The following is a 12,989-nucleotide window of genomic DNA, read 5'->3' on the forward strand; positions in this document are numbered from 1 at the left end:
TAAAAGGCTGCCTTCCTTACGAAAAGCAGCCTTTTTCCATGTTCAGAGGACTTCTATCCCCATTTCCATATTTTCCGCACGTTTACAGAACGGATATTCCTTTACGAATTTCTGGTAAGCGTATTCGCGTACCGATTCTTCCTGGAAAACCGCGAATACGCAGCTCCCGCTGCCGGTCATCATCGCAAAATCCGCGCCGCGGTCTTTGCACTTTGAAAGGATCGCGGACACCGCCGGGCAAATTTCCGCCCCCGGGGCTTGCAGCACATTGCCCGCCGCCTTGAAATACGCAGCGCAGTCCCCTTTTTCAAGCGCGCGTCCCGCCGCTTCCACATCGACCGCGCCGCGCTTTGCGCATGCATCGAACTTACCATAGGCGGCCGCCGTAGAAACGCCCCTCTGCGGCTTGACCAGAAGATAATGAAAAGCGCACCGGTTACTGAGCTTCCGCAATTCCTCGCCGATGCCGCGCGCGCGCATACAGCCCCCGCCGATAAAAAAAGGGACGTCCGCGCCGATCTGTACGCCCAGCTCCCGCAGCGTGCAGATATCGAGCCCTGCCTCGTATAAATGGTTGAGCGCGACCAGCGTTGCCGCCGCGTCGCTGCTGCCGCCGCCCAGCCCCGCTTGGGAAGGGATATGTTTTTCGATCACGATCTCCGCGCCGGCATGGATGCCGAGCGACTGAAAGAACAATTTCGCCGCCCGCCTGACCGTATTGTTTGCATCCACGACCATACTGTCGCAGCGTACCGCAACCCTGTTTGCACACTTGATGGAAAGCACGTCCGCCAAAGAGATATTCTGCATCAGCATGTCCAGCTCATGCATCCCGTCCGGCCGGACGCCCAAAATGTCGAGAGCCAAATTCAACTTCGCATATGCTCTCACCCTCATACAAAAACCCCCGCATTGTTTTAAGAATGTCTCCCGATAATTCATTATAGCATAAAAACAGGCCGTATGGTAAAATGATTGCGTGGAAGAGAGGCGTGGAATGTTCATCACAAAAGGCTGGAACGATTACAAAATTTTAGATACCGGCGACGGTATGAAACTTGAGCAATGGGGCGATGTTATTTTGTCCCGTCCCGACCCGCAGGTCATCTGGGCAAAGCAGCGCCCGGAGCTGTGGCGGGCCGCCCACGCAGAATATATCCGTTCGCAGCGCGGCGGCGGCGAATGGAAGTATTTCAAAAAGCTCCCGCAGCGCTGGACAGTCTCGTATCGGGAATTGCAGTTTTATGTCCGCCCGACAGGTTTTAAACATACCGGGCTTTTCCCGGAGCAGGCGGCCAACTGGGACTTCATGGCGCAATGCATCGAGCGCGCACCCAAAGCGCCCCGTATCCTCAATTTGTTCGCTTATACCGGCGGTGCAACGCTTGCGTGTGCGGCGGCAGGCGCGCAGGTCACACATATCGACGCAGCAAAAAGCATGAATGGCTGGGCAAAGGAAAACATCGGCCTTTCCGGGCTTTCAGGAGCGCCGGTGCGTATCTTAGCGGATGATTGCCTGAAATTCGTCCTGCGCGAACAACGGCGTGAAAACCGCTACGACGGGATCATCATGGATCCCCCCAGCTACGGCAGGGGTGCGGACGGCAAAGTGTTCCGTACGGAAGATAATTTGTTTGACCTGGTTTGGGAAACCGCCAAACTCTTATCTGACACGCCCGTATTTTTCATCATCAATTCCTATACGACCGGGCTTTCCTCGGTCGTGTGTAAAAACATGTTGGAGATCACCCTCTCCAAGCGAAAAGGAAACATCGACGCCGGCGACCTCTGCCTGCCCGTGGAAGGGCAGGAGATCCTGCTCCCTTGCGGGACGACGACAAGGTGGACGCCATGACGCCCCAGGTCTTGTACGAAGACAACCATCTCCTGGTCGCGCTCAAGCCGCAGAACATGCCCTCTCAGGCGGACAGCTCGGGCGACATGGATTTTTTGAACCTTTTGAAACAATACATCAAGGAAAAGTACCAAAAACCCGGCGAAGTATATTTGGGCCTTGTGCACCGCCTTGACCGGCCGGCGGGCGGTGTGATGGTATTTGCGCGCACCTCCAAGGCTGCCGCACGGCTTGCGCGGCAATTAAGGGACGGTAGCTTCCAAAAAAAGTATTATGCCGTGGTCTCCTCTGCGCTCCCTGCGTCCGGGGCGCTTGAAAATTACCTTTTGAAGGACAGCGGGACGAACACCACCCGCGTGGTCGCCCCGGATACGCCGGGCGCCAAACGCGCGCTGCTCGATTACCGTATTGCGGCGAGGCGAGGCGGCCTGTTCCTGCTTGATATCACGCTGCATACCGGCCGTCCACACCAGATACGCGTGCAGCTTTCGCACGCCGGGGCGCCTCTTTTGGGCGACGCAAAATACGGCGGGAAAAGCGCCAAAAATTTGTGCCTATGGTCTTATTCCCTTTCCGTCCTCCATCCCACAAAAAAAGAACGGCTCACCTTTACGTGTCCGCCGCCCTCTGTATATCCGTGGGATATTTTTGACGTCACTGCTCCCAGTTGATCACCGGGAACTGTACGTCCTTTGTTTCGACCGTAAGCCCGTTTAAGTATTCCAGCATATTGTTGACGCCTGTTGAAAAACGGATCCCCGTTGCCCACAGCGCCTGGTATTTCACGCCCATTTTTTTGTTCAGCTTTGGATCGCCGTAAATGTTGTCCCCCAAAATCGGGTAGCCCGCCGCTTCCATATGCGCGCGTTCCTGGTTCATATACTGCGTAACCGGCTCGATCTCCAAAAAGCTGAACGTGCCATTGCTTTTCAAAATATGGTAACGGGTATAGATCGGCACGGCGCCGCGCGCATTGTTTTTCGTCACGCGGTACTTTTCGTCGTTTTCCTTGACATAAAAATGCTGGAATTCCCCTTCGCCATATTTGGGGCAGCCCTTGACAACGGCCCGGAATGTCCGTGCGATCCGCCGCTGCCGCGTCGCTTCGCGGATGGCTTCAAAATAGTCCCCGTTTTTGGCAAACATCACCAGTCCGCCCGTATAAATATCCAGCTTAAAACACGGGAACGGGATCATCCCCAGCTCTTCGGAATATTCCGCATTGTCCTGCATGTAGTTGATGACCATGGATATCAGCTCCGGCGTTTCCTTCGGCATACCCGCTCCCGCGGCCACGACCGTCCCCGGCTGCTTATTCAGGATGATCAGGTTCTCATCCTCGTATGCGATATCCAAAACCGGCTGCCGTTCGTATTCGAGCGGCACATAAATTTCGATGATATCGCCGCCCTGCACGGCAAAATCCTTTTTAATACGGCTGCCGTTCAATTTGATGTCCCCTGAACGGATCATTTTTTTGAGGTTGGCCGCTGCAAGCTCCGGTACGGATTCCGCTACGCATTCGGTGATGCGGAAGCCTTCCTGTTCTTGTGCGATTTCAAGCCTGATCATAGATGTCCCCTTTTTCGGTAAATACTTCTGCTAGCTATGCCTTTACAAAAAGCACACTATATATTGTATCATTTCCCGCTTCATTTGCAACGCATTTCTGCTTTTTCGGCCATAAAAAATCCGGCGATATGCCGGATTTCGATCGCCTTATTTTTGCGGGAACAAATCCTGATACCTCAATTCCTTCCCACAGCCGCTTTTTAAGACCAGCGACTCCTTGGTGACACGCATTGGTATATGCGGGATACCCGCTTCTTCCATGGCCTCGCCATCTTGCTCAAAGCCGAAGTTCTCATAAAAGCCGCGCACCCGTTCCTGCGCATCGATGCGCACCTGCGAGGGCTCGAATTCAAACGCTTTCACGAGCAGCAGCCTCATCAGCAAATCGCCCACGCCCTGTCCGCGCTCGTCCTTTACCACGCATATCCTGCCGATCCGGAAAGTTTTGCCGTCATGGTACAGCCTCCCCGTCCCGATCGGGCGCTCCCCCTCATAGACCACGACATGCATCGCCTGCCTGTCAAACAAATCAAACTCATCCTCCGGTGCAAACCCCTGCTCTGCTACAAACACATGGTCGCGGACGGCCATGACGTCCGCAAGGTCAGCGTTTCCGCATATCCACTGGTTGGTAATCAATATTCCGGCGCCTCCTCGTCGTCATGGATATAATCCGTTTCCATATATTTCGTGTACTCGCCCTGCCACTGCATCGCGATCGCGCCCGTAGGCCCGCTCCTTTGCTTGGCAATGATAATGCGGGCCTTACCCGCATTTTCCGGCGTCTTGTCTTCCGGATAATAATCTTCCCTGTGCAAAAAGATGACAACGTCGGCATCCTGCTCGATCGCCCCCGACTCGCGCAGGTCGGAAAGCATAGGATACCGCGTTTTTTTCTCGCGTTTTTCAGAAGCACGCGAAAGCTGGGACAAAAGCATGATCGGCACGTTCAGTTCCTTTGCCATGATCTTTAAAGAGCGCGTGATCTGCGCAACTTCCTGCTGTCGGCTTTCCGCGCGGCCCGTTCCCTGCAGCAGCTGCAAATAGTCGATGGCAATGAGCCCCAGCCCCGATTGCTTTTGCATCCTGCGTGCCTTGGCCAGCATTTCCGTCACGGTGATCGTCGCCGAATCGTCAATATAGATAGGCGCGTTTGAAAGAACCTTCATCGCTTCCGCAAGCTTGGTGATCTCCGTTGCCCCCATCTTCCCCGAGCGCGTCAGCTGGCTGTCGATGCGCGCTTCCGAGCACAGCATCCGTGTCGCAAGCTGGTCGGCCGACATTTCCAACGAAAACACCAGGCACGGTATGTTCTTCACCAGGCCGATGTGCTCCACGATATTCATTGCGAAGCTCGTTTTGCCCATACCGGGGCGGCCCGCAACGATGATGAGCTGCGTCCCCTGGAAGCCGGACAGCATCTGGTCCATATAGGGAAACCCGGTCGGGATACCCATCATGCCGTCCTGCGCTTTCATGGCCTCGCTGATCTTGACGTAACTCTCCTGCAAAGCTTCCTTGATATGTACGACCGAGCTGTGCGAATTTTTGAGCGCGATCCGATAGATCGCGTCGCCCGCACGCCCGATGATCGCGTCCGCGTCCTCTTCGCCCTTATAGCTTTCGTCCGCCGCCGTCATGCTTGCGTCGATCAGCTTCCGAAGCGCCGACTTCTGCTGTACGATATTGATATAATGCTTGAGGTTGGCAACGGAAGGCACGACCGTCGTAAGCTGCGAGAGGTATTCCAGCCCGCCCATGCGCATCCTACCCGCCTGTTCAAGCTTCTGGCTCACGGTGACAAGGTCGACGGATACGCCTTCTTCCATCAGCTCGCTCATTACACGGAAAATATCCCTGTGCTGCTGCTGGTAGAAATCTTCTTCACGCAGGGCTTCCATTGCCTCGTATACGCATTTTTCATTGAGAAGCATGCTTCCCAGAATGGATTGTTCCGCCTCCAGGTTATTGGGCGGTATCCTGCTAGCCGCATGCACGGGACGACCTTCAGCCATCAACAACCACTACCTTTATTTTTGTACTTACTTCCGCATATACCTTGACGGTAACGTCATACTCGCCGAGCTCCTTGATATTCGGCACGTTGACCTTCTTCTTGTCGATCTCGCTGCCCATCGCCTTTGAAAGCTCCGCAGCCACTTCCTTGGCCGTAATTGCGCCAAAAAGCCTCCCGCCCTCGCCGTGTTTTGCCTTGATCGTGAGCGTCATCCCGGCCATTTTTTCCGCCAGTTCCTTTGCGTCCTGTTTTTCAACCGCTTTTTTATGTTTTTCGGCAGCCTGCGCGATGGTCGCAGCGTTTAAGTTCTGCGCCGTTGCCGCGCTTGCCAGCTTCTTCGGAAACAGGAAATTACGCGCATATCCATCGCTTACATTGACGATATCCCCCGCTTTTCCTTTTCCCGCTACATCCTGGTTCAAAATTACTTTCATTGCTCAGCTCTCCTTCTTGTATTCTTCTATCGCTTCTTTCAAATCGGATACGACCTGTCCTTTGTCCATGCCCCTGATCTGCGCGCCTGCGATCGTCGCATGCCCGCCTCCGCCCAGCTTTTCCAGGATACGCTGTACGTTGATCCCTCCGATGGAACGGCCGGAGATCAGGATGACTCCATTTTGTTCACACAGCACAAACGAAGCGCTGATCCCACGGATACCGATCAGGGAATCTGCTGCCTGCGCCGCCAAAAGCTGCGGGTTTTTCGCATCGTCCGGGCACCACGAGATCGCAATGCCGTCCGGCAGGATGTCCGCCCCTTGCACGACCTTTGCGCGGGCGTTGAATGTTTCCAGGTCATCCTGGAACAAATGCCGGATCGTTGTGGTATCCGCCCCAAGCTTTCGTAAATACGAAGCCGCTTCAAAGGTACGAACCCCCGTTTTGAACGAAAACCCCTTGGTATCGATCATGATCCCTGCCAGAAGCGCTTCCACCTCCAGCGGCTTTATATGCATTTTGTCCGCAAAATACTGCAAGATCTCCGTCACCATTTCCGCTGTCGAGGAGGCATACGGCTCGTGCAGGTAAAGCGTCGGATTCTCGATATGGTCCGTTCCGCGCAGATGGTGGTCGATCACCACCAGCGTGTCCGCCTTATCAAGCAGCGCAGGTGCAAGCGTAAAATCCGCGATCTGCGTATCCACCACGACGAGCATAGTCTTTGCATCCATCATAGAGGCTGCGTCCTGCGGCGCCACCAGCAGTCCCTTATAATCCGGGTCGCGGTTGATCTCGTCTACCAGGCCCTGTATCGCGGCATTGGGTTTGTCCAGTACGATATACGCTTTCTTCTCCACCTTGCGCGCACAGGCCAGCAGCCCCATCGCCGCGCCCATACAGTCAAGGTCCGGGACGGTATGCCCCATGATCATGACCGTATCGCACTGTTCCATCATATTCTTGAGGGCATGCGCGAACATACGCGACTTCACACGCGTCCGTTTCTCCATCCCCTGCTGCGTCCCGCCATAAAATTTGTATCCGGATTCTTCCTTGATCACCGCCTGGTCGCCGCCGCGCGCAAGCGCGAGCTCAAGCGCAGCCGTTGCGTTGTCGTTCGCTTCTTCCGGCGACGACCCCACACCTGTCCCCACACTGATCGTCGGATGGAAGGCGTCGTTGCCCGTACCGATTTTGCGCATCTCATTTAAGATATCGAACTTGCTTTGCATCAGCGAAGATAAAAAGCGCCGTTCAAATATGACGATAAATTTATCGCGGTCATATTTCTGGTACGCCCCGTGAAGGTTTTTCGCTTTCCTGGAAACCACCCGCTCGATCTCCGCGCCGATCTCCGCATGGTTGCTTTGTTCCGTTCCTCGCAGCAGGTCACCGTAATTATCCACCTGGATGTGGCAGACCGTCGTGGTCGAAGCCTTGGAGAGCGCGGACGCTTCGTACGTTTTCTCAAAATCGATCAGGCGGTGGATCGTATATTCCTTGCCGCCCCATTCGCACCCTATGGTCTCTTTATAATAGACCTTTCCCTGTATCTTGACCTTTTTATCCTTCTCCGGCTTGCTTAACTGCGGAAACACGCGGAAGATATTTTTGCCCTCGCAGTGCATCCCCGCCAGCATAAAAAATGCCGGGTTATGCCAGCCGATCACGCCTCCCTTTTTAGTGATCGCCGTGGGGATCGTGACCGCGTTCACATACTTATCGATCTTTTCCGAGCACGAGGTCAGGATTTGCGCCGCCGTATAAAACCACCGCTGCTTGTTCATGGTGGAAATCACGAAATAAAGGACGGCCACAACGAAAACGATCACCAAAATCGCCATACGCAGGTAAATGTGCTGCACCAACAGCAGGACAAACACCACCGCCGCGAGCAGGACGAGAAAGATCACCAATTCACTTGAAACGTAACTGATCTTTGTCTTTTCTTTCATCACGTATTATCCCTGCGATATCCATTGCCTTTTTCGGAACTTGACGATCTGCTCGAAAAAGCCGATCCACATGAAGATGTTCAGGCCGAACAGCTGCAAGATCAGGAAGATAATGACAATGATCGCGATCCTGCCCGATGCGGAATTGATCTTTTTCTTCAGCAGCCAATCTGTAAACGCCATACCCTGTATCATGTAGGTGATGCTGAAAAAGCCCATGATAATGGCATAGACCAGGTTGAAATTGCGCCAGCCGAGCGACATCCCCAAAAAGGCCACGATCAGTGCGATAAGAGACCACGTACCATATTTGGCAGGCAGCGCCAGCTGCGAAAACGTAGGAACCGTTCCCACGGCAACGCCCTGCTTTTTGACGATCGCACGCGGCACCACATAATTCAGCAGCCCAAACAGCGCCACACAGAACATCGCCGCCTGCGGTACGAGCATCGCCAACTGGACGGTAAACGTCTGCATCAGGCCCGAAACCGCCACGTCAAGGGGCGTACTTAATACCGCCGACAAATCGATCGGTTGTGCCCCGCCGTTCAGAAGCGAATTATAGGTCGTATAATATAATTTGGTGAACTCCGGGTTCGCATTCAAAAAACTTTCGATATGACCCAGAAGCAGCGTCATCAAATCTGTCTTGTAAATCAATTGTACCAATAAAATGAGGATACCCAGCGAAGCAAGCAGCGCAATACAAGAGATCAGCGTACTGTAATAAAAAGGCATGCGCTTTTTGATTACGTACGTCATCACAATCGTCACGGGAAGCGAGCAGGCCATCATAACGAGCGCGATCCCCGCCCCTGCAAACAGCCACACCAAAAAGCCGCTCACCAGGACGCTTAGGATCCCGATCCCCTGGGAAGCCCGTGCCCCGGCCACGATAAATGCCATGGGGACGAACAAAGCGACCAGGACAAGGATGATCCAGTTGCTGAGGGCGCCTGCCGCCATCAAGGCGACCGCCGCGCCGATACAAGCCAGCATACACCACAATTTTTCGTATTTTTCTTCCGTATTGTCTGCCACTTTCAAACCTTCTTGCCATGCTCAAAGCATAATTCCCCATAATAACGAGGTGTACTCTTTATCATATATTTTTTTGACCGGATAGTCAACACCGGCAGAAGGAAGGGCTACGCTGTTTTCCGGTTGGAAATCAGCGACAGGTCGTGGTCTAAAAGCTGGTCGTAGACGGGACGCGCATGCAAAAGGCGCGCCACGAGGTAAGCGGTGAGCGTCGTTATGATAAGTGGGAGGAACTGGTCATATGCTGCCGTCATTTCGCATACGAGCACAATGCCCGTAAGCGGCGCGCGCACGATCGCGCCAAAGAACGCCGCCATCGCAAAAATCATGAAATTCTGTGTCAGGGCCGCCGGAAGCCCGAATACCGCCGTACCAAAAACGCCAAACGCATTGCCCAGAAGCGCGCCCATCACGATCATGGGCATCAAGATTCCCCCAGGTACCCCCGAACAAAAGCTGAACATCGAGAAGGCGAATTTTGCGGCAAGCAGCAACAGTAGAATCAGGAGCGCATATTTTCCTGCGGCCATATCTCCTACCAGCGGCACGCCGCCGCCGAGGATCGACGGCAACAAAAATGCCAGGATAGCCGAGGCCGCGAAAGGAAAGGCCACGCGATACGAAGGCGGTATCTTTTTCATCCGTTCATACATATCCTGTGTTTTTTGAATGGCAAAATTGTAAAAAACACCCATCAGTCCCGCTGCGACCCCGAGCAGGACAAGCAGCCAATACCCGCTTAAGGGAACGCTCTGCGTAAGAGGGATCGAAAAGATCGGCGCCGGCCCAAGCAACAGGCGCGTCACCACGCCGGAGGCCGCACAGGCGGCGATGGATGTGAATAATATTTTAGCGGAAAAGCTTTTGTGCACTTCTTCGAGCGCAAACAATATCCCCGCAAGCGGCGCACCAAAAGCAGCGGCCAGTCCCGCAGCTCCGCCGCCTGTCATCAGAAGGTTTTTTTCTTCCCCGCTGCCGCGCCGTGAAAAGCCTTTGCCCACGGCCGCGCCCATTTGTATACACGGGCCTTCCCTGCCGAGCGACAAGCCTGCCCCCAAAGAAAGCAGCCCTCCTGCAAATTTCCCCACAAGCACCCTTAGGGGATTATGCGAAAACATGCCCTTCAGTTCTCCTTCAAGCTGTGGGATCCCGCTGCCTGTGATCATCGGCTCCCATTTTAACAGCCGGCTGACTGCAAAAGCCGCCAGCGCTACGGCGGCAAACCAAAGAAACGCCGCCCATACCTGTGTATGCGCAAGCGTCACCAAATTCTGCGCTGCGGAAAAAACCTGCGTCACGCATACGCGAAAGGCTACGGTGACCAGGCCCGCGATCGCACCCACAAGGAGGCTTTTCATAACGATGTATTGCGTTTTTGCCGTTTCTCCCTGTTTTTCCATGCTAAGTGTATACCCTCTTTTCCAGCTCAGGAAACAAATATTCCAGGATATAAAAAACAGCACCGCTTTTCAGCTGTGCTGTCCTTTTTAATTTGTTTAGTTCGCGTAAACGCTTACCTGTTTTTTGTCTCTTCCCTTGCGCTCGAATTTCACGATGCCGCTTGTAAGAGCAAACAGTGTATCGTCACCGCCGCGGCCAACATTGTTGCCCGGGTGGATCTTCGTGCCCCTCTGGCGCACGAGGATATTGCCCGCGAGGACATACTGCCCATCTGCGCGCTTGACGCCTAAGCGTTTGGATTCGGAATCACGTCCGTTTCTCGAACTACCTACACCTTTTTTATGTGCCATTGCATAACACCTCGCTTTATACGTTTACCCTCAAATTACTCTGCCTTCTTGTCGTCCGTTGCAGAAGCAGCGGGCTTCTTTGCAGCCGGTTTCTTCGCAGCAGGCTTCTTTTCCGCGGTTGCCTTTGCAGCAGTAGCAGTTTTCTTGGCCGGAGCTTTCTTTTCCGCCGTATCCGCTTTTGCAGCAGGCTTCTTTGCAGCGGGCTTTTTCTCTGCTGTAGCTTTTGCAGCGGGCTTCTTTTCCGCCGCCGGCTTTGCAGCAGCGGCAGTTTTCTTAGCCGGAGCTTTCTTTTCCGCCGTTTCCGCTTTTACTGCAGGCCCTTTCGCAGCAGCTTTTTCTGCTGTTTCCGCTTTTGCCGCCGCAGTCTTTGTCGCCTTGGGCGCAGCGGTCGCTTTTTCATCGCCGACCTGCGTGATTTCTACTTTTGTGAACGGTTGTCTGTGTCCCTGTTTTTTACGATAGTCTTTTTTGGCTTTATACTTGAACACAATAACTTTTTTCTCTTTATCCTGCGCAAGCACTTTTCCTTTGACTGCAACGTCTGTCAAAACAGGATCGCCAACGGCAACTTTCTTGCCGTCGGACGTCATCATCGCTTCAAACGCTACCTCGCTGCCTACCTCGGCGTCCAGCTTTTCCACTTTGATAACCATGCCCGGCTCAACCTTATATTGCTTACCGCCTGACCTGATGATTGCATACATCGCACTTTACCTCCCTTACCCAGTCTCGCCGCGTTTGGCCCGCAAGCCTAAAGCTTACGCGTTAAATACCTATGCGAGCGGCTCAATTAAACATGTTATCACAAAGGCTTTCCCCTGTCAACAGAAAACCTGTGTCCCGGAAAGCGCTCCCTTGTCCGTCACCTGCGAGATGATGATCTGCTCCGGGTGCGCGTTTTTCACGCCGCGGATGAAGAAATGCGCATTTTCATAATGCGGCAGGATCGCCTGGTTTAAGTTGTTGTGCGACACGATATACTCCGCGAGCGGTTCGTTTACTTCCACGATATACATCCCGTGTGCGTCGCTGCCTACCGTACGGATAATCTCCCTGCGCACACGCATCGCCATATTGTCGAGGTTGTAAACCATCCCACTGCCGCCGCAGCACGGGCACGTGGCTTGCGTCAGCGCGGACAGCTTGCGGCGCGTCTTTTTACGCGTCATTTCCACAAGCCCCAGCTCCGTCATGCCCAGGACATTGGACTTTGTCCTGTCGTGCTTTAGCGCCTCGTTCAGCGCATCCACGACCTTCTGCTTGTTTTCTTCGTCTTCCATATCGATGAAATCGATCACGATGATGCCGCTCAAGTCACGAAGGCGCAGCTGCCGCGCGATCTCGCCCGCCGCTTCAATATTTGCATGAAGGATCGTATCCTGCAAATTGTCTTCGCCGATGTATTTGCCCGTGTTGACGTCGATGACGGTCAATGCTTCCGTTTCGTCGATCACGAGGTAACAGCCGTTCTTGAGCCACACCTTGCGCTGCAGCGCTTTGGTGATCTTATCTTCTATATTGAAATAGTCAAAAATATTCCCATCTTCTTCAAACAGCTTGAGCCTGTCCACCATGCCGGGGGATAAGATGTTCACCACTGCCATGACCTTTTCATAATAGTCCTTGTCGTTGATGATGAACTCCTGAACATCCGACGTAAACACATCCCGTACCGTGCGGAACAGCAACGTTTCTTCCGCATGGATCAGGCGCGGCGCCGTCACGAAGTCCGCCTTCTCCTGTACCTTCTGCCATAAACGCACAAGGAAATTGAGCTCCGAAGCGATCTCTTCATCCGAAGCCTGCTCCGCGACCGTACGGACGATCACCCCCATATTGGAAGGCTTGACTCCCGCAATAAATTCCTTTAGCTGCTCGCGTTTCTGTTCGTCCTCGATCCGGCGCGAGACGCCCACATGGTCAACTGTGGGCATAAGGACAAGAAGCCTCCCCGGAAGCGTGATGTGCGTCGTTACGCGCGCACCCTTGCTGCCGCCCGGCTGCTTTAATACCTGTACCATGATTTCCTGGTTGGGTTTTAACAGCTCTTTAATATTGGGGACTTCGAGCTTCTTTTTGACATTGGAACTATCCTGCGACCCTTCAAAAATAAAATCCGATTCGTCGCACAGGATATCCCCCGCATATAAAAATGCATTTTTCTCAAGGCCCACATCCACAAACGCGGCCTGCATGCCCGGAAGGATATTGGCAACCCTTCCCTTGTAAATATTACCGACCAGGCGCTCTTTCCCACGCATTTCAACGAGGATCTCGACCAAGTCGTTATCCTCCATCAAAGCGACACGCGCTTCATGCGTGTTCGCGTCGGCTATGATTTTTTTGATCATTCAAAA

The 12,989-nt window shown here is 53.7% G+C and carries 13 protein-coding genes; 2 read left to right on the forward strand and 11 right to left on the reverse strand.

Annotated features, from left to right (window positions below):
- Positions 1-42 precede the first annotated feature (42 nt).
- A complete protein-coding gene (gene ispE, locus BN6471_RS01700; RefSeq protein ID WP_066644918.1) occupies positions 43-897 on the reverse strand; it encodes a 4-(cytidine 5'-diphospho)-2-C-methyl-D-erythritol kinase in 855 nt (284 codons plus the stop codon).
- 100 nt (positions 898-997) lie between these two features.
- Here ispE and BN6471_RS01705 point away from each other — a divergent pair, with 100 nt between their 5' ends.
- Entirely contained in the window at positions 998-1,855 is an 858-nt protein-coding gene (locus tag BN6471_RS01705; protein ID WP_066644919.1) for a class I SAM-dependent methyltransferase, read from the forward strand.
- Positions 1,852-2,526, forward strand: a complete 675-nt coding sequence (locus BN6471_RS01710) for an RluA family pseudouridine synthase (protein WP_066649650.1) — start codon at positions 1,852-1,854, stop codon at positions 2,524-2,526. The genes BN6471_RS01705 and BN6471_RS01710 overlap by 4 nt, the downstream gene beginning before the upstream one ends.
- Here BN6471_RS01710 and BN6471_RS01715 read toward each other — a convergent pair.
- From BN6471_RS01715 to BN6471_RS01760, 10 genes are all read right to left on the reverse strand, one after another.
- Entirely contained in the window at positions 2,510-3,427 is a 918-nt protein-coding gene (locus tag BN6471_RS01715) for a pseudouridine synthase (RefSeq protein ID WP_066644923.1), read from the reverse strand. The two genes, BN6471_RS01710 and BN6471_RS01715, sit on opposite strands and share 17 nt — an antisense overlap.
- A 147-nt stretch (positions 3,428-3,574) precedes the next feature.
- A complete protein-coding gene (locus BN6471_RS01720) occupies positions 3,575-4,066 on the reverse strand; it encodes a GNAT family N-acetyltransferase (protein WP_066644925.1) in 492 nt (163 codons plus the stop codon).
- Entirely contained in the window at positions 4,063-5,442 is a 1,380-nt protein-coding gene (dnaB, locus tag BN6471_RS01725; RefSeq protein ID WP_066644926.1) for a replicative DNA helicase, read from the reverse strand. The genes BN6471_RS01720 and dnaB overlap by 4 nt, the downstream gene beginning before the upstream one ends.
- Entirely contained in the window at positions 5,435-5,878 is a 444-nt protein-coding gene (rplI, locus tag BN6471_RS01730) for a 50S ribosomal protein L9 (protein WP_066644929.1), read from the reverse strand. Before rplI ends, dnaB begins: the two co-directional genes overlap by 8 nt.
- 3 nt (positions 5,879-5,881) lie before the next feature.
- Positions 5,882-7,840, reverse strand: coding sequence for a DHH family phosphoesterase (locus BN6471_RS01735; RefSeq protein ID WP_066644931.1), 1,959 nt, complete (start codon positions 7,838-7,840; stop codon positions 5,882-5,884).
- Between the two features lie 6 nt (positions 7,841-7,846).
- Complete coding sequence (locus BN6471_RS01740) at positions 7,847-8,881, reverse strand: DUF2232 domain-containing protein (RefSeq protein WP_066644933.1); 1,035 nt, start codon at positions 8,879-8,881, stop codon at positions 7,847-7,849.
- Between the two features lie 107 nt (positions 8,882-8,988).
- The gene (locus BN6471_RS01745) at positions 8,989-10,281 is read right to left on the reverse strand and encodes a ClC family H(+)/Cl(-) exchange transporter (RefSeq protein WP_066644935.1); all 1,293 of its coding nucleotides are present in this window, start codon (positions 10,279-10,281) and stop codon (positions 8,989-8,991) included.
- A gap of 96 nt (positions 10,282-10,377) precedes the next feature.
- Positions 10,378-10,632, reverse strand: a complete 255-nt coding sequence (gene rpmA / locus BN6471_RS01750; protein WP_066644937.1) for a 50S ribosomal protein L27 — start codon at positions 10,630-10,632, stop codon at positions 10,378-10,380.
- Between the two features lie 35 nt (positions 10,633-10,667).
- On the reverse strand, positions 10,668-11,336 hold the full coding sequence (gene rplU / locus BN6471_RS13280; RefSeq protein WP_066644938.1) for a 50S ribosomal protein L21: 669 nt from the start codon (positions 11,334-11,336) through the stop codon (positions 10,668-10,670).
- Between the two features lie 117 nt (positions 11,337-11,453).
- Positions 11,454-12,983, reverse strand: a complete 1,530-nt coding sequence (locus BN6471_RS01760) for an Rne/Rng family ribonuclease (RefSeq protein WP_066644939.1) — start codon at positions 12,981-12,983, stop codon at positions 11,454-11,456.
- Between the last annotated feature and the right edge of the window lie 6 nt (positions 12,984-12,989).

Source organism: Christensenella timonensis (assembly GCF_900087015.1).
GTDB lineage: Bacteria > Bacillota > Clostridia > Christensenellales > Christensenellaceae > Christensenella > Christensenella timonensis.

What these genes read in the sequence shown, in the direction of transcription:
- rplI (WP_066644929.1), bottom strand. Translation starts at nt 5,878, where the DNA reads ATGAAAGTAATTTTGAACCAGGATGTAGCGGGAAAAGGAAAAGCGGGG.
- dnaB (WP_066644926.1), bottom strand. Translation starts at nt 5,442, where the DNA reads ATGGCTGAAGGTCGTCCCGTGCATGCGGCTAGCAGGATACCGCCCAAT.
- rpmA (WP_066644937.1), bottom strand. Translation starts at nt 10,632, where the DNA reads ATGGCACATAAAAAAGGTGTAGGTAGTTCGAGAAACGGACGTGATTCC.
- BN6471_RS01745 (WP_066644935.1), bottom strand. Translation starts at nt 10,281, where the DNA reads ATGGAAAAACAGGGAGAAACGGCAAAAACGCAATACATCGTTATGAAA.
- BN6471_RS01735 (WP_066644931.1), bottom strand. Translation starts at nt 7,840, where the DNA reads ATGAAAGAAAAGACAAAGATCAGTTACGTTTCAAGTGAATTGGTGATC.
- BN6471_RS01760 (WP_066644939.1), bottom strand. Translation starts at nt 12,983, where the DNA reads ATGATCAAAAAAATCATAGCCGACGCGAACACGCATGAAGCGCGTGTC.
- BN6471_RS01715 (WP_066644923.1), bottom strand. Translation starts at nt 3,427, where the DNA reads ATGATCAGGCTTGAAATCGCACAAGAACAGGAAGGCTTCCGCATCACC.
- rplU (WP_066644938.1), bottom strand. Translation starts at nt 11,336, where the DNA reads ATGTATGCAATCATCAGGTCAGGCGGTAAGCAATATAAGGTTGAGCCG.
- BN6471_RS01710 (WP_066649650.1), top strand. Translation starts at nt 1,852, where the DNA reads ATGACGCCCCAGGTCTTGTACGAAGACAACCATCTCCTGGTCGCGCTC.
- ispE (WP_066644918.1), bottom strand. Translation starts at nt 897, where the DNA reads ATGAGGGTGAGAGCATATGCGAAGTTGAATTTGGCTCTCGACATTTTG.
- BN6471_RS01705 (WP_066644919.1), top strand. Translation starts at nt 998, where the DNA reads ATGTTCATCACAAAAGGCTGGAACGATTACAAAATTTTAGATACCGGC.